The sequence below is a fragment of the Nocardia sp. CY41 genome (genome assembly GCF_009829325.1).
Classification (GTDB): Bacteria; Actinomycetota; Actinomycetes; order Mycobacteriales; family Mycobacteriaceae; genus Nocardia.
The window spans coordinates 111,678-131,578 of the sequence record NZ_VUOS01000018.1; the positions used below are offsets into that span (position 1 = coordinate 111,678).

Annotated in this window: 16 protein-coding genes and 1 pseudogene; 12 read left to right on the forward strand and 5 right to left on the reverse strand. The window is 69.6% G+C overall.

Features of this window, described 5'->3' with window-relative positions; translation table 11 throughout:
- Positions 1-183: 183 nt before the first annotated feature.
- From GVY64_RS20170 to GVY64_RS20200, 7 genes are all read left to right on the forward strand, one after another.
- Complete coding sequence (locus GVY64_RS20170; protein ID WP_159843931.1) at positions 184-1,113, forward strand: undecaprenyl-diphosphate phosphatase; 930 nt, start codon at positions 184-186, stop codon at positions 1,111-1,113.
- 16 nt (positions 1,114-1,129) lie between these two features.
- Positions 1,130-1,888, forward strand: coding sequence for a histidine phosphatase family protein (locus GVY64_RS20175; RefSeq protein WP_159843695.1), 759 nt, complete (start codon positions 1,130-1,132; stop codon positions 1,886-1,888).
- 73 nt (positions 1,889-1,961) lie between these two features.
- Entirely contained in the window at positions 1,962-2,546 is a 585-nt protein-coding gene (locus GVY64_RS20180) for a DUF3090 domain-containing protein (protein WP_039798216.1), read from the forward strand.
- Between the two features lie 4 nt (positions 2,547-2,550).
- Positions 2,551-3,357 carry an SCO1664 family protein gene (locus GVY64_RS20185; protein WP_159843697.1) on the forward strand — a complete coding sequence of 269 codons (807 nt, stop codon included), beginning with the start codon at positions 2,551-2,553 and terminating at the stop codon, positions 3,355-3,357.
- A gap of 75 nt (positions 3,358-3,432) precedes the next feature.
- A complete protein-coding gene (locus GVY64_RS20190; protein WP_159843699.1) occupies positions 3,433-3,855 on the forward strand; it encodes a hypothetical protein in 423 nt (140 codons plus the stop codon).
- Positions 3,856-3,992: 137 nt separating this feature from the next.
- Positions 3,993-5,231: a cysteine--1-D-myo-inosityl 2-amino-2-deoxy-alpha-D-glucopyranoside ligase gene (gene mshC / locus GVY64_RS20195; protein WP_159843702.1), complete on the forward strand. Its 1,239-nt coding sequence runs from the start codon at positions 3,993-3,995 to the stop codon at positions 5,229-5,231.
- 43 nt (positions 5,232-5,274) lie between these two features.
- Positions 5,275-6,354: an MBL fold metallo-hydrolase gene (locus tag GVY64_RS20200; protein ID WP_159843703.1), complete on the forward strand. Its 1,080-nt coding sequence runs from the start codon at positions 5,275-5,277 to the stop codon at positions 6,352-6,354.
- Here GVY64_RS20200 and fadD11 read toward each other — a convergent pair.
- The 3 genes from fadD11 to GVY64_RS20215 all read right to left on the reverse strand — a co-directional run bounded on the left by fadD11 (position 6,338) and on the right by GVY64_RS20215 (position 9,632).
- On the reverse strand, positions 6,338-8,179 hold the full coding sequence (fadD11, locus tag GVY64_RS20205) for a fatty acid--CoA ligase FadD11 (RefSeq protein ID WP_159843705.1): 1,842 nt from the start codon (positions 8,177-8,179) through the stop codon (positions 6,338-6,340). The two genes, GVY64_RS20200 and fadD11, sit on opposite strands and share 17 nt — an antisense overlap.
- 97 nt (positions 8,180-8,276) lie before the next feature.
- Positions 8,277-8,996, reverse strand: a complete 720-nt coding sequence (locus tag GVY64_RS20210; RefSeq protein ID WP_159843707.1) for an enoyl-CoA hydratase-related protein — start codon at positions 8,994-8,996, stop codon at positions 8,277-8,279.
- Positions 8,997-9,029: 33 nt separating this feature from the next.
- Positions 9,030-9,632 carry a TetR/AcrR family transcriptional regulator gene (locus GVY64_RS20215; protein ID WP_159843709.1) on the reverse strand — a complete coding sequence of 201 codons (603 nt, stop codon included), beginning with the start codon at positions 9,630-9,632 and terminating at the stop codon, positions 9,030-9,032.
- Between the two features lie 185 nt (positions 9,633-9,817).
- Between GVY64_RS20215 and GVY64_RS20220 the strand changes: the two genes are divergently transcribed.
- On the forward strand, positions 9,818-10,393 hold the full coding sequence (locus GVY64_RS20220; protein ID WP_236567009.1) for a TetR/AcrR family transcriptional regulator: 576 nt from the start codon (positions 9,818-9,820) through the stop codon (positions 10,391-10,393).
- Between the two features lie 8 nt (positions 10,394-10,401).
- Here the strand turns inward: GVY64_RS20220 and GVY64_RS20225 are convergent, their stop codons facing one another.
- Entirely contained in the window at positions 10,402-12,255 is a 1,854-nt protein-coding gene (locus tag GVY64_RS20225) for a Na+/H+ antiporter (RefSeq protein WP_159843711.1), read from the reverse strand.
- A gap of 127 nt (positions 12,256-12,382) precedes the next feature.
- Here GVY64_RS20225 and GVY64_RS20230 point away from each other — a divergent pair, with 127 nt between their 5' ends.
- The 4 genes and pseudogenes from GVY64_RS20230 (at position 12,383) to GVY64_RS20245 (ending at position 17,330) form a co-directional block, all read left to right on the forward strand.
- Entirely contained in the window at positions 12,383-13,285 is a 903-nt protein-coding gene (locus tag GVY64_RS20230; RefSeq protein WP_159843714.1) for an alpha/beta fold hydrolase, read from the forward strand.
- Between the two features lie 75 nt (positions 13,286-13,360).
- Positions 13,361-13,972: a TetR/AcrR family transcriptional regulator gene (locus GVY64_RS20235; protein WP_236567010.1), complete on the forward strand. Its 612-nt coding sequence runs from the start codon at positions 13,361-13,363 to the stop codon at positions 13,970-13,972.
- Between the two features lie 150 nt (positions 13,973-14,122).
- Positions 14,123-15,094 carry an enoyl-CoA hydratase/isomerase family protein gene (locus tag GVY64_RS20240; RefSeq protein WP_236567011.1) on the forward strand — a complete coding sequence of 324 codons (972 nt, stop codon included), beginning with the start codon at positions 14,123-14,125 and terminating at the stop codon, positions 15,092-15,094.
- Positions 15,091-17,330 (forward strand): annotated as a pseudogene (locus tag GVY64_RS20245) (molybdopterin-dependent oxidoreductase). The gene GVY64_RS20240 and the pseudogene GVY64_RS20245 overlap by 4 nt, the downstream one beginning before the upstream one ends.
- A gap of 343 nt (positions 17,331-17,673) precedes the next feature.
- Here GVY64_RS20245 and GVY64_RS20250 read toward each other — a convergent pair.
- Positions 17,674-19,887 (reverse strand): molybdopterin oxidoreductase family protein, encoded by a 2,214-nt coding sequence (locus tag GVY64_RS20250; protein ID WP_159843718.1) that lies wholly within the window; start codon positions 19,885-19,887, stop codon positions 17,674-17,676.
- Positions 19,888-19,901: the final 14 nt, after the last annotated feature.

Consider the following 19,901-nt stretch of genomic DNA (forward strand, 5'->3'; position numbering starts at 1 on the left):
ACCTGGGTACCTGCGCGCCGGCGCCGGCGCAACAGCCGGACACGCTGCTGCGGCCTCGACACTGTACTGTCGCTGCGTGATTGGGGCGGCAGGCCCGACGACGCGACCGGCCGCCGCGGCAATGCCCAGGTAGCAACCCGTATTTCGGGCGGAAGTGGAGGATGGTTCGTGGTTGGCGAGTCGATGACCTGGGTGCAGGCGTTGGTGCTGGGTCTGGTGCAGGGACTGACGGAGTTCCTGCCGATCTCCTCCTCGGCGCATCTGCGCATCGTGTCGTCGGTCTTCTTCGGCGACGACGCGGGCGCCTCGTTCACCGCGGTCACCCAGCTGGGCACCGAGGCCGCGGTACTGGTGTACTTCGCCAAGGACATCTGGCGGATCGTGTTGGCCTGGTTCGCGGGTCTGCGCGAGCGGGCGACCGCGCGCGGTCGCCAGCAGCTGCCACTGCACGATCAGCCCACCACGAGACTGCCGGTCCTCACCGCCGACCACCGGCAAGTGCTCGACGAGCAGGCCCAGCGCGAACTCGACTACCGCATCGGCTGGTATGTGATCATCGCCACCGTCCCCATCGGTGTGCTGGGCTTCTTGTTCAAAGACGAGATCCGCACCGGCGCCCGCAATCTGTGGCTGGTGTCGTTCATGCTGATCTTCTTCGCGCTGGTCATCGCCGCTGGTGAGCACTTCGGCCGCAAGGAACGCCCGCTCGAGCAACTGACCACCCGCGACGGGCTGGTCATGGGTTTCGCCCAGTGCCTGGCGCTGATCCCCGGTGTCTCCCGGTCGGGCGCGACCTCCACCGCGGGCCTGTTCCTGGGATTGGAACGCGAAGCGGCCGTACGGTTCTCGTTCCTGCTGGCCATCCCCGCCGTGACCGCCTCGGGCCTGTTCAGCCTGCCGGACGCGTTCGAACCCGCCGGAGAGGGACTCAACGCCAGCGGCCCGCAACTGCTGGTGGCCACCGTGCTGGCCTTCGCGGTCGGCTACGCCTCGGTGGCATGGCTGCTGCGTTTCGTGGCGCGCCATTCGCTGTACTGGTTCGTCGGCTACCGCATCGTGCTCGGCGCGATCCTGCTCGGTCTGCTGGCGGGCGGGGTGGTCTCGGCGACATGATCGCTAGGCTGGCCGCATGACGGTGATCCTGTTGCGGCACGGTGTGTCGACCTCGAACACCGCCCGCACCCTGGCCGGTCGCAGCACCGGCGTCGAGCTCACCGAGCGCGGCGAGGAGCAGGCGAGGACCGTGGCCGAACGACTGGCCGGGCTGCCCATCGAACGTATCGTGCACTCCCCGCTGCTGCGCTGCCAGCGCACGGTCGCGCCGCTGGCGGAAAAGTTCGGGCTGGAACCGGTATTCGACGACCGGCTGCTCGAAGTGGACTACGGCGCGTGGACCGGCCGCCCCATCGCCGAACTGCTGGCCGAACCGCTGTGGAAGGTCGTGCAGCGGCACGCCTCCGGCGCGGTGTTCCCCGGCGGTGAGGGCCTGGCGCAGGTGCAGGCGCGCGCGGTCGCCGCGATCCGCGAGCACGACCGCGCCCTCGCCGAGCAGCACGGCCGCGACGCACTGTGGGTGGCGTGCACCCACGGCGACGTGATCAAGTCGGTGCTGGCCGACGCGCTGGGCATCCACCTCGACGGCTTCCAGCGCATCGTCGTCGAACCCGCCTCGATCAGCGTCGTGCGCTACACGCCGACCGCACCGTACGTCTGGCGGCTCAACGACACCGGCGCCGACCTGTCGGCCCTCGCCGCGTCCGGCGGGCAACCCCGCGCGGCCGGGTCGGCGTCGCCGGAACCCGAGACCTCCGGACCAGTCCCCGGTGGCGAACTCGGCAATAGCGGGAGTGCGGATAATGGGAATGCGGAGCGCCGAGATTCCTTGTAGACAACCGGACGGTCGTTGTATGGAACCCCCGCACCGCGGGTAGTCGTTCAGGGTCACGTATCAGGAGGTGCATGTGTCACGCGCAATCCATGTATTCCGCACCCCCGATCGTTTCGTCGCCGGGACCGTCGGTGAGCCGGGCGATCGCGCGTTCTATCTGCAGGCGGTGCAGGAGCCGCGCGTGGTCAGCGTGCTACTGGAAAAGCAGCAGGTCAAGGTGCTCGCCGACCGGATGGGTCTGCTGCTGGACGAGGTCGCGCGCCGCTTCGGCGCCGAAGTGCCCCCGCAGGCCGAGGACGTCAGCGACAACGCACCGCTGGTCACCCCGATCGACGCCGAATTCCGGGTCGGCACCATGGGCCTGGGCTGGGACGCCGACGCGGGCGCGGTGGTGGTGGAACTGCTCGCGATCACCGAGACCGAGGTCGACGAGTCGGTGGTGCTCGACGACACCGAGGAGGGCCCCGACGCGGTGCGGGTGTTCCTCACCCCGATCCAGGCCCGCGAATTCGCGCTGCGCTCCACCCGGGTGATCGCGGCGGGCCGCCCGCCGTGCCCGCTGTGCGGGGAGCCGCTCTCGGCGCGCGGGCACATGTGCGTGCGCACCAACGGCTACAAACGCGGTGACATCTTCGGCGCGGCCGAACTAGAGGAGTGATTCGGTGGCCGAGGCCGGGGACGGATTCCACAGCGGCGAGCTGACGGTGATCGGGCGGGTGAGCACCGCCAGCAACGTGACCCTGGTCTGCGACGTCGGCGACAGCACCGGCGCGGCGCCGCTGCGGGTGGTCTACAAACCCATCCGCGGCGAACGACCGCTGTGGGACTTCCCCGACGGCACCCTCGCCGGCCGCGAGGTGGCCTCCTATCTGATCTCCGAGGCGATCGGCTGGGGCGTGATCCCCGAAACCATCCTGCGCGACGGCCCTTTCGGTGTCGGCATGGTGCAGCGCTGGGTGGTGGGCGTGGACAACCACACCGACCGTGGCGACCGGCTCGACCTGATCGACCTGTGCCCGGCGGGCGCGGTACCCGACGGATTCCGCGAGGTGCTGCGCGCGGTGGACGACATGGGCAACGAGGTGTCGCTGATCCACGCCGACGATCCGCGGCTGCACCGGGTGGCGGTGCTGGACGTGCTGCTGAACAACGCCGACCGCAAGGGCGGGCACGCGCTGGAAGGGGTGGACGGGCAGGTCTACGGCGTCGACCACGGCATCTGCCTGCACGCCGAGCACAAACTGCGCACCGTGCTGTGGGGCTGGGCCGGTCAGCCCATCGACGAGGCGTTGATCGCGGACATCACCGCGTTCGCCAAACAGCTGCCCGGCGCGTTCGCCGACACTCTCAGCGAGCACATCACCGACGCCGAGATCGACGCGTTGATCGAACGCACCCAGCAGGTGCTCGACGAGCCGGTGATGCCGGTGCCGCGCACGTCGCGGCCGATTCCGTGGCCCGCCTTCTGACCGCGGGCCCTGCCGGGGGCGGCGTTTCCTGGCACAGTTGAAGCTTCCGGCAGCCGGCGCGACGAGGAGGACGCGATGCCCCACTCCACTCCCGACCGCACGGCACCGACGGTGCGGATCGTCATCGGCGCACCGACCTACCGCATCGCGTTGCACTACGTGCACCTCTACGACAAGAAACCCTATCCCGACACCGACCTTCACCTCTACGACAACGGCGTCTACTGGCTGAGTTCCGCGGGGGAGAACCACTTCGGCGTCTACGTCCTCACCGAGGGTTCGGTGGACTCCGGGCGGTTCACGATGCGGTTCATCTCGTTGCCTTCCGCGGACTGGGGCGATACGGTCGCTTATCACGAGCTCGAGTTCGACGTCGCTCGCGGCGCGTTCACCCAGATCGCGCTCGCCGACACCGATCCCGACATCCCGGAACTGGACGGCACCTTCGCGATCACGCCCAACACGATCGCCGACCCCACCGGCCCCGCCGACAGCTGATTCAGCGAAACCGTAAGTATTGACATCCCACGATTTGCTGGAAGACGCAGGTCGCGGCGGGCGGCCGCCGCGGCGGAACGGTCGGGGCCACCGGGCCGGGGAAGGATGATCTCGCCCACACCTCTACCCTCGTAAGCATGCAGTCCTGGTCCGACACCGCCATCCCCACCGTCCCCGGAGCAGGACCGCCGTTGCGGTTGTACGACACCGCCGACCGTCAGGTGCGCCCGGTCACCCCCGGCGCCACCGCCACCATGTACGTCTGCGGCATCACCCCCTACGACGCCACCCACCTCGGCCACGCCGCGACCTACCTGACCTTCGACCTGGTCAACCGGCTGTGGCGCGACGCGGGCCACGACGTGCACTACGTGCAGAACGTCACCGACGTCGACGACCCGCTGTTCGAACGCGCCGCCCGCGACGGCGTCGACTGGCGCGAGCTGGGTGCGGCCGAAACCGATCTGTTCCGCGAGGACATGGCCGCACTGCGGATCCTGCCGCCGCGCGATTACATCGGCGCCGTGGAATCCGTCGACGAGGTCGTGGAGGTCGTGCAGAAACTGCTCGCTTCCGGCGCGGCCTACATCGTGGAGGACGCCGAGTACCCCGACGTCTACTTCCGCGCCGACGCCACCGAGCAGTTCGGGTACGAATCCGGCTACGACCGCGCCACCATGGAGCGGTTGTTCGCCGAGCGCGGCGGCGACCCGGACCGCCCCGGCAAACGCGACCCCATCGACGCGCTGCTGTGGCGCTCGGCGCGGCCCGGCGAACCGTCCTGGCCCGCCCCCTTCGGCCCGGGCCGTCCCGGCTGGCATGTGGAGTGTTGCGCGATCGCGTTGAACCGCATCGGCCCGGAATTCGACATCCAGGGCGGCGGCAGCGACCTGATCTACCCCCACCACGAATACTCCGCCGCGCACGCCGAGTCGCTCATCGCCGGCCGCCGCTTCGCCCGCCACTACGTGCACGCCGGCCTGATCGGGCTGGACGGGGAGAAGATGTCGAAATCCCGCGGCAACCTCGTGCTGGTGTCGGCGCTGCGCCGCCAGGACGTCGACCCGGCCGCCATCCGCCTCGCCCTGCTCGCCGGGCACTACCGCCAGGACCGGATGTGGACCGACGCCCTGCTCGAGCAGGCGCAGCGGCGCCTGCAGCTGTGGCGTGCGGCCGTCGCACCGCAGGCAGGCCCCTCGGCCACCGACACCGTCACCCGGCTGCGCATGCATCTCGCCGACGACTTGAACACCCCCAAAGCGCTCGACGCGCTCGACAACTGGGCCCGCCAAGCCCTCGACTACGGCGGCCGAGACACCGACGCGCCCGCGACGATCGCCACCGCCGTCGACGCACTGCTCGGCATCCGCCTGTAACGACCTCTTGCCCGCGGCACCGCACCCGTGATGAGGTTGGCGCGTGTGCGGCTTTCCCGGCGCGGGACTGTTCGGTTCCGGCGGCAAACTGGCGACCCTGGCGGCCGGGCGACTGCGGCCCGCCGCCGACCCCACCGATGCGCGCACGATCGCGGCGCGCACCCGATTCTTCGGCGCCGACACCGTCGATCCGGCAAGCGGTGCCCTGCGCACCGACCGGGTCGTGCTGTCGTGGGTGGGATGCACCACCTTCGCGCTGGCCATCGGCGGTTCGGTGTTCCTACTCGACGCGTGGGTGCCGCGGCTGACCAGCACGGGCTACGTCCCGGCCACCCCGCAACAGCTGGCGGACCTGGCCCCGGCGGCCATCTTCATCGGACACGGCCACTTCGACCACGCCGGGGACGCAGGCCGCATCGCACAGGCCACCGGCGCCACCGTGCACGGCACCGCCGAGCACTGCGCGAGGATCGCCGCGCAGATCACCGATCCCACCTTCCCCCTCGCCCCCCACGGTGACGCCGCCACCGCGATCGGCGCCCGGGAGGACTGCACCGTCGGCACGGTGGAGGTGACCGTCATCCGGCACCTGCACTCCGCGCGCACCCCACCCGACCCCGCCGGCGGATCACCACGCTTCTTCCCACGCCCGGAACCGGGCGTCGTGCGCACCCACCCACCGACGCTCAGCGGTCTACTGCAAGGCCTGCCGCGACTGCGCGACCCCGAAGGCGGAGTGCTGCTGTATCAATTCCGGGTCCCCGGCTTCAGTCTGGTGTGGCACGACTCGTCCGCGCCGCTGACCGAACGCGCGCCGCAGGTGTTCGACGCCTTCGCCGCGCTACCGGCCACCGACGTGCAGATCGGCGCCGTGCAGGGCCACAACCAGATCAACAACGGCCTGCGCGATCCCCGCACCTACATCGAGGCGCTGCGCCCGGCGCTGTTCGTCCCGAGCCATCACGACAACTGGCTGCCCGGGCTCACCGCGAGCGCCGCGACCTACGACGCGCCGCTGCGCGCGGAACTGCACAAGATCCCCGCCGCGCGCCGACCGCAACTGCGCCCCCTGCACGACCCGGCCGACTACATCCGGCCGCAGCGGCTCACGTTCCCGCTGTGACCGAGTCCGCTCCGCCGACGCGGGATGGCCGCGGCTGGGGTTCGTGCACGGTCGCGGCGAGCTCCTCGGCGTAGAGCAGCGCGATCTGTTCGGCGTATTTGTCCGCGATCGGTGTGCGCCGCAACTTCATCGTCAACGTCACCTCGTCACCGCCGGGCTCCCAGAACACCGGCAGCACGGTGAACCGTTTGATCTGCTCGACCCGTGACAACGTGGCATTGCCCGCGGCCACCCCGCGCGCGATCTCGGCGATCACATCGGCGTCGGCCGCCAGCGCCGCCGCCGACGCGTCCGGCAGCGCGCGCTCGGTCGCATACAGTGCCGCGGTCTCGGCATCGATGACGATCAGCGCCGTGTTGTAGGGGCGCGCGTCCCCGATGGTGGCGATGGCGCCCACCAGCGGCGTCGCGGCCTTGATCGCGTTCTCGATGTTGGCCGGGGACATGTTCTTGCCCGCCGAGTTGATGATCAGCTCCTTCTTGCGATCGACCACCCGCAGATACCCGTCGGCGTCGACGGAGAGGATGTCACCGGTGTGCAACCAGCCGTCCGCGTCGAGCGCTTCGGCCGTCTGCTGCGGCTGTTTGCGGTAGCCCTTCATCACCAGCGGCCCGCGCACCAGGAATTCCCCGTCCTCGGCGATGCGCCACTGCATCCCCGGCAGCATCCGGCCCACCGAACCCAGCCGCGCCTGCTGCGGCGAGCAGGCGCTGGCCACACAGGTCAGTTCGGACATGCCCCAGATCTCCGAGATCGGGATGCCGATGCCGAAGAAGAACGCGAGGGTCTGCGGCGGAATCGGCGCGGCCCCCGACATCGCCCACTTCAGTTCGTCCAGACCGATTCTCGCGCGCAACCCCGCCAGCACCCGTTCGTCGGCCCGCGCCCATTCGGCCGCCAGCCGCGCGTCGATCGGTTCGCCGCGCAGCCCGGCGGCGGCTTTGCGCGCCGCCACGCCCAGCCCCCACTCCAGGGCCACGCGCCGGGCGTGGTCGGGTTCGGCGGCGACGGAGAACTCGATGGCGGCCTTCAGCTTCTCCCACACCCGCGGCACCGCACCCCAGATGGTGGGGTGGACGTCGGCGAGCGCGGCGGGCAGCAGCGACCGGTCGGGCACCACGGTGATCTGGGTGCCGTATACCTGCTGCAGATACAGCGAGCAGAACCGGTCGGCCATGTGCGCCGAGGGCAGGTAGGAGGTCTGGCGGTCACCGAACTCGACCGGCAGCACCGCGTGGAAGGCCCGCGCCTCGGCCATCAGGTTGGCGTGGGTGATCTCCACGCCCTTGGGGTTGCCGGTGGTGCCGGAGGTGTAGACGAGGGTGAGCACGTCCTCGGGCCGCACGGCTCGCCAAGTGGCCTCGAAGTCGAAATCGGGACGGCCCATGGCTTCGAGCTCGTCGAGCCCCACGGTGCCCTCGGCGGCGGCATCGAGGCAGACGATGGTCTCGATCGGCGCGCCGCAGGCGCGGATCCGCTCCACGTACTGCTGCTCGCAGATGACCACTCGGTTGCCCGCGTTGGCGAACACGTAGGCCAGCTGCTCGGGGGCGAGGGTGTTGTACACCGAGAACGAGGTGGCGCCGGTGTGCTGCGCACCGACTTCCAGGGGATAGAACTCCATCCGGTTGCCCATCATCAACGCCACCGTGTCGCCACGGCCGACACCCAGCGCGGACAGGCCCGCCGCGACCGCCCGCACCTGGTCGGCGTACTCGCGCCAGGTGAGCGTCTGTGTCCCGCCGATGGACCGGACGGCCACCGCGTCCGGGTCGATCGCCGCGCTGCGCTGGAATGCGGCGCAGGACGTGTTCGGTTCGGTCATCGCACAACCCCGTTCGGTACAGCCGGCTTTGTCAGACCGTAAGTGCCCGAGTGCGCCGCGTGGGGCGTTTTCGACCGTTTCCCGACCCGCGACCGGTTCATTCCGCGCACCGCCGAACCACCTCTGCCACAACAGGTTCGGCGGATGGGGACGGACAGGCGGGGGTGTCGCGCAGCCGGGGTGCGCCCGGTCGCGGACGAACGCCGCGACCGGGCGGGTCAGGCCGCGCTGCCGCTACCGGCTCCAGCGGGGCCAGTAGCGCCACGGCGGAGTCGGTCACGGCGCCTTCGGCGGCGGTGGCATCGACGATGTCGTAGGCCGCGGCGTCGACGCCGCCGAAGCGGCGGGCGGTGGTCATCGAGGCGACGGCGCTTTTCGGAGCGAGCTTGGCCTGGATCAACGCGGCCATGCCGGGGGTGAAGCATATGCGGAGGTCGACTTCGGGGAAGCAGAAGTAGCCGCGGTCGGCGCGCATCACGCGGTAGTCGTGTGCGATGGCGAGCATGGCGCCTGCGCCGAAAGCGTGACCCGGTAGCGCGGCGGCGGTGGGCACGGGCAGGGTGAGCATCCGCGCGAGCAGCGCCTGCACTCGCGCGACGTACCACTCGGCGCGATCGGCGTTGGCGCCGAGCCAGTCCACGTCCAGTCCGTTGGAGTAGAATTTGCCGCTCGCGGTGGTGACCAGCCCCTGGGCGCCGTCGGCGAGGACGGTGTCGAGGTGGGTTTCGACCTGGTCGAGGAAGTCGGGGGAGAAGCGGTTTTCGTCGGCGCCGAGATCGAGAACGGCGATCTTGTCCTGGTAGTCGAGTGTGGGCATGGCGAATCCTTCCGGTAGGGGTGAGAGCGAAGATCAGGGCGGTGGCGGGCCGACGGCGAGGACGGCGCGCACGGCGCCGCGCAGGTATTCGCGCGCGTGGGGATCGGCCAGTCGGTCGCGGCGCAGCAGCACGGCGGTGGGCAGATCGACCAGGCACAGCGTCATGACGTCGACGGCGTGACGATCGCCGCGCTGCCACAGCCGCCGCGACAGTCGCACCAGCAACTCCACCAGCACCGCGTCGGTGGCCGCCAGCTCGGCGGCGACACTCTCGGGTACCTCGCCGAGCAACTCCTCACGCCGCACGGCCAGCAGCAGCCGCGACGAATCGGGATGCCGTTCGGCGAACAGCGCGGGCGCCTCCGCGGCCGAGACCACGGCTTCGACGTCGCCGCCACGGTCGAGTGCGGCGTCCACGAGCGCGGTTTGCAGGTCGAGAAACCGGCGCGCGGCGCGCAACCAGGTACGGGCGAGCAGCTCCGCGCGTGATCCGAACGTGTGGTAGATCGCGCCGTTGGACACGCCGGTGACGGCGGCGACCGCGCGCGTGGTGACCGCGGCGGGGCCGGAGCGAACGGCCAGCGTTTCCGCGGCGTCGAGCACGGTGTCGGGGTCGTGCGTGCGGGGGCGGGGCATGGCGCCACTATAACAGAGCAATTGCTCTGTTATAGGGGTGCGTTCTTCCGCGACCAGATCACCTACGGGCGCTGAATATCTCAGCAGGTAACAGGTACCGACGCGTCTTCTCGGCGTACGCATCGGTACTTCCCGAGCGCGGTCCGCCCGACGCTACGATGGGGTACTGTTCGGTCCCTTCCCCCTTGACCGAACGAGAGAACGGCGCGCGTATGTCACGAGTGGTCACCAAGGAGCAGTACTTCGACACCGGGTTGGAAGTGCTCGCCGAACTCGGCTTCAAAGGCCTGAACATCGGGGTGCTGTGCCGGCAACTCGGCGTCACCAGCGGATCGTTCTATCACCACTTCGGCAGCTGGCAGGGCTTCGTCGACGCCCTGCTCGAGCACTGGGAGAACCGGCAAGTGCGCATCCTGGGCACCATGCCGTTCAACCAAGGCAATCCCGACGACGACATCCGCGCCATGTCCGACCTCGCCGCCGGACTGCATCACGCCGCCGAAGCCGCCATCCGCGCCTGGGCGGCCAACGACGAATCGGTCAACCTCGCCCTCAAGCGCGTCGACGAATCCCGCAGGCGCACCGTGCACAAAGCGATCAAAGGTGTCGTCGGCGACGACGACACCGCCGCCGTGGTCACCTCGCTCGGCATGGCCATGCTCGTCGGCTACCAGCAGATCGCCGCGGGCGGGGAGAACCTGTCACTGGACCAACTGCTGGCCGAATACGCACGCCTGATCTACTCCCACGCCCAGCGCTGACCCGCCCCTCACCCGAGCAGTTCATCGACGAAACACCAGCGCCACGCCTCACCCGGCTCCACGCTGCGCATCACCGGATGACCACTGGCCCCGTGATGCTTCGTCGCGTGATTGCCCGGCGAGGAGTCGCAGCAGGCCACGTGCCCGCACGCCAGGCACATCCGCAGATGCACCCACGCCAGCCCCTCCGCGACGCACTCGGCGCATTCGTCGGGCCCGGCGTAGGCACGCACCAGCGGCGCTTCCCGCAGATGCGCGCACGCCTCCTGGGCCGCAGGCGCGGCCAGCGGTTCGACGCGTTCCTCCTCGGCCTCGTCGAACCGATCGATGATCGACTCCTCCAGATCCAGTTGCGCCAGCACGTGCTGCAGGATCTCGTAATCGACATGGCCCGAATCGCGCACCCGCAACACCGTTTCGCGTTCGGCCTGCAACATCGCCAACCGCAGCCGCCGGTACTCCGCGGTCGGGGTCACCTGTTCGGACTCCGCCCGCCCGAGCCGCTCCCACGCCGCATTCGCCTTCCACGAGACGCGATCACGCAACGTCTGCACGACACCGGGCGGCGTATCCGGTGTGATCTGCTGTTCGAGCGCCGCCAAACCGGCCGCCGTCGCCTGCTGCAACACATTCGCCTTCTGCAACGCGTCCTCGGCGCGACTGGGCGCACGCAACCGCAGCCACCGCACCAGCCACGGCAGCGACGTGCCCTGCACCAGCAGCGTTCCCGCCACCACCAGCGCCAGCAGCTTGAGCACCGCCAGCAACGGCGTGTCCGGCGACAGCAGCAGCACCGCCGCCAACGTCACCACACCACGCATCCCCGCCCAGGACACCACCACCAGCTCACGCACTCCCACCGCCGCGCCGCCACCGAGGCTGCGCGACACCAGCGAGGAGCCGAACACCCAGATCGGCCGCGCCAGCATCGTGGTGGCCAGCACCGCCAGCGCCGACCCCACCAGGGTGGCGTGATCGAGTTCGCTGTGCCACGCACCCTCCACGATCCCGCGCACCTGCAACCCGATCAGCACGAACACCGCGCTTTCCAGGATGAACTGGATCGTGCGCCAGTTGATGCGCTCGGCGATGCGCGAGGCGGCGCTCTGCCAGGCCGGCGCGTTGTGCCCGAGGATCATGCCGCACACCACCACCGCGATCACCCCCGAGGCGTGAATCCCCTCGGCGGGCAGGTACGCCGCAAACGGCGCCAGGAACGACAGCGTCGTGTCCATCACCGGATCTGTGATGCGGCGCCGCAGCATCGCCAGCAGATAGGCCACCACCACCCCGACCGCCGCGCCGCCACCGGCCGCCAGCAGGAAGTCGGCCCCGGCCGCCCACACCGACACCGTGCCCGCCGTCGCGGCCAGCGCGGTCCGTAACGCCACCAACGCGGTCGCGTCGTTGAACAGCGACTCGTCCTCCAGGATCGTCACGATCCGCCGCGGCATCCCGATCCGCCGCGCCACCGCCGTCGCGGCCACCGCGTCCGGCGGAGCCACCACCGCACCCAACGCCACGGCGACCGCGAACGGCACCGGCAGCAGCCACCACACCACCACCGCCACCGCGAACGTCGTGAACAACACCAATCCGACCGACAACAACGCGATCGTGCGCACATTCGCCCGGAAATCCACCAGCGACGTGCGGATCGCGGCGGTATACAGCAAAGGAGGCAGGAAACCGAGCAGAATGATCTCCGGTTCCAGGTGGATCTCCGGCACGAACGGCAGATACGACGCCGCGACCCCGCCCACCGTCAGTACCAGCGGTTCGGACACCCCGAACCGACGCGCCAGCGCCGCCAACGCGGCCGCCGACGCGACGAGAACAACCAGGCCGATCGCGACATGCACGGTGGAATTCTCGCAGAGCGCACGATCGGCAAATGGACCGCGCGGTAGATGACACGTGCGCGGTCCACCGAACTACTGTGCCCGGGCGCACCCACGCGCCATGCTTGTCGACGACAAGGAGGTAGATATGGAGGAGTTCGCGTCCTGGCGGGCGAACGGACGACGCCACACTCATCGCGGCCACCAGATCTTCTGGCGCGACGGAGGCGCAGGCGCCGACGGGACGCTGGTGTGCATCCACGGATTTCCCACCGCGTCCTGGGACTGGCATCGCATCTGGCCCGGTCTGTGCGAACGGTTCGCCCGCGTCATCGCCCCCGACATGATCGGTTTCGGCTGGTCGGCCAAACCCCGTCACTACGACTACCGCATCACCGACCAAGCCGACATCCACGAGAATCTGCTGCGCGAACAGGGCATCGGCCGCTACCACATCCTCGCCCACGACTACGGCGACAGCGTCGCCCAGGAACTGCTGGCCCGCGACGCCGAACGCCGCGCGGCCGGCGACGAATCCCTGGTGCTCGACTCGGTGTTCCTGCTCAACGGCGGCCTGTTCCCCGAAGCGCACCGCCCCCGCCCGGTGCAGCGACTGCTGGCCGGCCCACTCGGCCCGCTGGTCGGTGTCCTCGGTAGCGAACGCACCTTCCACCGCAGCCTGGCCGCGGTGTTCGGACCCGACACCAAACCCACCGACGTCGAACTGCACCAATTCTGGCTGCTGTGGTGCAGCAAGCACGGCAAACGCAACGGCCACAAGCTCATCCGCTATATGGCCGAACGACGCAGGCATCGGCAGCGCTGGGTGGGCGCGCTGCAGCAGGCTCAGATCCCCATCCGGTTCGTCGACGGCGTCACCGACCCGGTCTCCGGCGGCCATATGGCGCGCCGCTATCGCGAGCTGATCACCACTCCCGACGTGGTGGAACTGCCCCGCATCGGCCACTACCCGCAACTGGAAGCACCCGAGCAGACCCTCACGGCGCTGCTGGAATTCCACGGCGACCGGGTACAGAAGCCCACCGCGTGACCCTCGTCGTCGCGGACCGGCCGAGCCGGTCCCCCACCGAGAACCCATAGCAGGTGGACGCCCTAGTATGGCGGTATGGCAACCACACGTCGATCCCGCAACGCCCAAGCCCCACGCCCACCCAGGGGCCAGGCACGGCAGCGCATGATCGACGGCGCGATCGACTCCCTGCGCGTGCACGGCGCCACGGCCACCAGCGTCGATCGGGTCCTGGCCGCCACCGGCGCTCCACGCGGGTCGGTGTACCACCACTTTCCCGGCGGACGCACCGAACTGATCACCGACGCCCTCGGCACCGCGGGGGAGCTGATGTCGACCTTCATCGAACGTCTGACCGGCGACAACGAACCCGCGACCGCGCTGGACCGCTTCGCCGCGATGTGGCGGCGCACCCTGCTCGACAGCGATTTCCGGGCCGGCTGCCCGATCTTCGCGGTCGCCGTCGAGACCAACGACGAAACCCCGGAGTTCGCCCGCCTCGCCGGGGAGATCTTCCGCCGCTGGCAACAAGCCCTCACCGGGATGCTGACCCGTCACAACGTGCCCGCCGACCGCGCGCACCGCCTGGCCACGCTGACGGTCGCCGCGTTCGAAGGCGCCATCGCGCTGTGCCGGGTCCAGCGCGACATCACGCCTCTCGACGACGCCCTCGCCACGTTGCACGAGCTGATGCCCGCCGCGAGCTGACCCACCCCACCGCAGCCCGCATCAACCCTTGACACACCGACTATGGTGAATGCCATAGTCGGGAACAAGGGCCGCGCCACCCCCGAATCACCCTCGCGCGGACACCATCTCGCCTTCCGACCGCTGACATGCGCACCGAAGGAGCCGCCGATGCCCGCCGCCGACCTGCACCTGGAAACCATCCAACTCGAACAGACCGGGCGGGTACTGACCGCACGCGTCGTCGCACCACCCTTGAACTTCGTCACCACCGCCGTCGTCCGCGACCTCGACACCCTCACCGCCGCGGCCGACACCGACGACACGATCGGCGCGGTCGTGCTCACCGGAGGCCTGCCCGGCCGCTTCCTCACCCACGCCGATCCCGCCGCCCTCAGCGGCATGATCGAACGGCCCCACCCCTTCGTCCCCGCCCGCGCCGCCGCCCCGTTCCTGCGTGCCGCCGCGGCCGCGCTGCGCGTACCCGGCGCCGCGGGAATGGTCGAACGCCACGGCGGAGGCCTCGGCGCCGGCCTGGTCTGGGGCCACCGCTGGAAACGCACCACCCTGCGGATGAACCGCTCCGGCGTCGCCTACCTCGCCGCCGTCAACGGACCCGCACTCGGCGGCGGCCACGAGATCGCACTGGCCTGCGACCTGCGCTACGCCGCCGACGCCGACCACGTACGCCTCGGCCAGATCGAGACACTGGCCAACCTCATCCCCGGCGGCGGCGCCACCCAACGCCTCACCCGCCTGCTCGGCGCCGCCAAAGCCATCGAGATCACCCTCGAAGGCACACCGTTCACCGCCCGCGAAGCATTGCGCCTCGGCCTGGTCCACCGTCTGCTGCCCGCCGCCGACCTCCTCGCCCAGACCCAGGCCACCGCGGCGCGGCTGGCCGCCCGCAACCCCGTCGCCGTCGCCGAACTCAAACGCGCCGTCTACTTCGGACCCGACAAAACCCTCTCCCGCGGCCTGGACGCCGAACAAGCCGGATTCGTCTCCGTCGGCACCACAGCCGCGGCCGCCCGCACCACCCGAGCCTTCTTCCAGGACCTCGACCGTCTCGCCGACACCCCCTTCCTCGCCGACCCGCAACCCTGGCTGGACGGCACCCGCGTCGACCAGGTGAGCCGATGACCACCCCCGCCGCCACCGCACCGTGGCACAAGACCGCCTGCATCCTGTGCGAGAACAACTGCGGACTGCTCATCCAGCTCGACGACCGCCGCTTCGCCAAGATCCGCGGCGACAAAGACCACGTCGCCTCCGCCGGCTACACCTGCAACAAGGCACTACGTCTGGACCACTACCAGAACGGCGCAACCAGGCTCACCACCCCGCTGCGCCGCGAACCGGACGGCACCTTCACCGAAATCGGCTGGGACACCGCCATTTCCGAGATCGCAGCCCGCTTGACCACGGTCAAGGACACCTACGGCGGCGACAAGATCTTCTACTACGGCGGCGGGGGACAGGGCAACCACCTCGGCGGCGCCTACAGCACCGCCCTGCGCCGCGCCCTCGGCAGCCGCTACCGCTCCAGCGCCCTGGCCCAGGAGAAGACCGGCGAAGGATGGGTCGACGCCCACCTCACCGGCGGCCACACCACCGGCGACTTCGACCACGCCGAAGTATCGATCTTCCTCGGCAAAAACCCCTGGCAGTCCCACGGCGTCCCCCGCGCCCGCACCGTCCTGCAACAGATCGCCAAAGACCCCGCCCGCACCATGATCGTCATCGACCCGGTGCGCACCGAAACCGCCGACCTCGCCGACATCCACCTGCAACTACGTCCCGGCACCGACGCCTGGTGCCTGGCCGCCCTCCTGGCGATCCTCGTCCAGGACGACCTGCTCGACCACACCTTCCTCACCGCACACACCACCGGATCCGACACTGTCCGCACCGACCTCGCACACATCGACGTCCCCGCCTACGCCGACATCTGCGGTGTCCCCGAAAACCTCCTGCGCAGCACCGCCCACCGCATCGCCGCCGCGACCAGCGTCGCCACCTACGAAGACCTCGGCGTCCAGCAGAGCCCCAACAGCACCCTCATCTCCTACCTGAACAAACTGCTGTGGCTGCTGACCGGCAACTTCGCCAAACCCGGCGCCATGCAACCCCATTCCTGGATGGCACCCCTGGCCGGCTACAGCCGCGAGGTCAAACGCAGCCCCGTCACCGGCGCACCCCTGTTCGGCGGCATGCTGCCCTGCAACGCCATCGCCGAAGAAATCGACACCGACCACCCCGACCGCTTCCGCGCGATGATCATCGAATCCGCCAACCCCGCCCACTCCCTGGCCGACTCCACCGCGTTCCGCGACGCATTGCACACCCTGGACCTGGTCGTCGTCATCGACATCGCCCTCACCGAAACCGCCCGCCACGCCGACTACGTCCTACCCGCCGCCAGCCAATTCGAGAAATGGGAAGCCACCTTCTTCAACCTCGAATTCCCGCACAACCCTTCCACCTGCGCGCCCCCGTCCTCGACCCGCTCCCCGGCACCCTGCCCGAACCCGAGATCCACGCCCGACTGCTACGCGAACTCCACGCCGTCGGCCGCGGCACACTCGCCCTGCTGCGCACCGCCGCGAAACTCGGACGACGCCCCTACGCCTGGACTTTCGCCGCCCTGCTGGCCACGAACAAATCCCTCCGCGGCCTCGCCCCCTACCTGCTGTACGAAACCCTCGGCCCCACCCTGCCCGACGGCGCGCGCTCCGCGGCCGTGCTGTGGGCACTGGCCCAGCGCGTCGCCAAGGTCTACCCAGCCGCGATGCGCCGCGCCGGACACCGCGACGCCGACACACTGTTCGACGCCATCCTCGCCGGCCGCTCCGGAGTCACCTTCACCCTCGACGACTACGACGACGCCTGGGACTACCTCCCACACGCCGATAAACGCATCCCACTGGCCATCCCCGAACTCCTGCACGCCCTGCGCGAACTCGCCACCACACCAGCCACCCACACCACCCCGGAATTCCCGTTCGTGCTGGCAGCGGGGGAGCGCCGCTCCTTCACCGCCAACACCATCTTCCGCGACGACACCTGGCGGCGCCGCGACCCCGAAGGCGCACTACGCCTCAACCCCGGCGACGCCGCCCGCCTCGGCCTCACCACCGGCGACCGAGCCCGCATCACCACCCGCCGCGGCAGCGCCGTCGCCACCGTGGAAACCAACGACCGCATGCAACCCGGCCACGCCTCCCTGCCCAACGGCCTCGGCTTGGACCTGCCCACCGGCGACGGCACCCGCCGCACCGGCGTCGCCCCCAACGACCTCACCGACCTCACCTGGCGCGACGCCATCGCGGGCACCCCCTGGCACAAACACGTCCCCGCCCGCATCGAACCCGCGTGACGATCCGGCACCGAACCGCGGTGGACACGGCAATTCCGCTCGCGCCGCTATCCTGATCGGCCACAGCTACGTGCCCCGGACCACCCCGGACGCACCACCGTTCCGCACCCGCCTGCCCGCACCACCGACGAGATCCGATCGCGCGCTGTCCTCTACCCGGGCACCCCCGGGAAAGGATGTCGGATACGCCCGATTGCACAACACGGCACCCGCCTCCAACCCGCACACGGCGCACGCCAGGGGAGGGGAACAGCACAGAAGCAGCACACCCGACGTCGGCTACCGGATCACCGCGCACACGCGGAACCGGCAGTCGGCGCAAAACGGCATCACCCGCACCGCCTCAGGCGGTCACCGCGGACACGTTCTCACTCACTCCGACGCCCTCGTCGTTCTCGACAGACGCACGCGTCACCGTCACCCACGTGTTGTTCACCGCCGCCGTGCCCGAGAACGTGTCCGTCAACGCCGGATCGTGCAGCAGGTTCACATTCGCGCCGGGCAGTGACGCCGCCACCGTCCATCCGACACCGGGCTCCTGATGCCCCCACCCGTGCGGAATCGCCACCGTCCCGGCCCGGATATCGTCGCTGACCTCCAACGGCACCACGATCGAACCGGTCCGCGAACGCACCGTCACCGATTCACCATCACGCAACCCACGCGCCGCCGCATCCTGCGGATGCATCAACGCCGTGCACCGATCCCGACCCTTCACCATCGACGGCACATTGTGCAGCCACGAATTGTTGCTGCGCAGATGACGACGACCGATCAACTTCAAGTCGTACCCGTCCGCAGGCGCGGTCACCGCCCTACCCCGCCGCGCGTCCGCAAGCACCTCACGTGCCGCCGCCACGAAATCCTCCGGCGCCACATGCACCTTCCGATCCTTCGTCCCGAGCAACGACCGCAACCTCGGCCGCAACGGCCCCAGATCGATGCCGCCCGCCGACGCACGCGCCTTACCCACGGTCAAACCCCGGCGGCCCCGCCGCAACACCCCATACGGCCCCGCCGCCACCCCGAGCGCCGCGATCCGCACGGGACTGACCCGATCGAACAACGCGTTCAGCACCCGCGCGGTGAACCGGCGCGCCGGCAACGGCACCACCTCGGTGACCAGCCGCGCCATGATCTGCCAATCCTCCAGCCCATCGGCAGGCGGCTCGAACACCCGCGCGTCGAAACGCAGATTGTTGCGCACACTGAACATCGGGAACAGGATGTTGACGTCCTCGCGCTCCAACGGCGAGATCGGTGGCAGGATGATGTCCGCGTGCCGCGTCGTCTCCGTGACGTACATGTCCACGGCCACATAGAAATCCAGCCCGTCCAGCGCCGCGCCCAACCGGCCGCGCTGCGGCGTGGACAACACCGGATTGCCCGCATACGTGATCATCGCGCGGATCCGGCCCGGCCCCTCGGTCAACATCTCCTCCGCCAGCGCCGCCACCGGCAACTCCGAGCGGAACGACTTGTAGGTTCCCGAGCTGTCGGTCCACGCCCCGTACCCCATCGGCAGATACTTCGCATACCGCGGCGCGTCGATCGGCGGCGTCGCGAACATCTGACCACCCGCCCGATCCAGGTTGCCCGTCACCGCGTTGATCGTGTTCACCAGCCAATGCGTCAACGTGCCGGTCACCTGCTGACACACCCCGATCCGCGCGTACAGCACCGCCGAGGCCGCCGCCGCGTGCTCCCGAGCCAGCCCCCGAATCGTCTCCGCATCCACCCCCGCGTACTGCGCCATCTGCTCCGGCGACGCCTCGGCCACCAACGCACGCAACCGCTCCCAGCCCGTACTCGACGCGCGAATCGCCTTCTCGTCACACAAGTCCTCGGCGACCAGCACATGCAACATCGCCAACAGCAGATACACATCCCCACCCGGCGCCACCGCGACATGCTGATCGGCCAGTCGCGCCGTCTCCGTCCGGCGCGGATCGATCACCACGACCTTCCCACCACGCCGCCGCACGTCCCGAATCCGCTGCTTCGCATTCGGCATGGTCGTCACCGACCCGTTCGACACCGCCGGATTCGCCCCCAGGATCACCAGCCGATCGGTCCGATCGATATCGGTCACCGGCATCAGCACATTCGAGCCGAACATCCGCCACGCGACGAACTCCTGCGGGAACTGATCGATCGAGGAAGCCGAGAAGAAATTCCGCGTCAACAGCACCGACCGCAGCAGCACCGCGTACAGCACCGACGAACTGTGCGCGGCCGGATTCCCCAGATACATACCGATCGCACTGTTCCCGTGCTCCCGACGCACCTGCCGCAACCGCTGCCCGATCTCCCGGAACGCCTCGTCCCAGCCGATCGGCTCGAACGACGAACCCACCCGCCGCACCGGCGTACGCAACCGATCCGGATCGTGGTGCAACCCGCCCATCGCCGTCGCCTTCGGGCAGATGTACCCCTTCGACAGCACATCCTGCGGATTGCCCTCGATCCGCGTCACCTGATCACCGGAGACCGTGACAAGGATTCCGCAGTGCGCCTCACACAGGGTGCACTGGCGGGCAATGGTGGTAGCGCTCATCAATTTTCACCTTC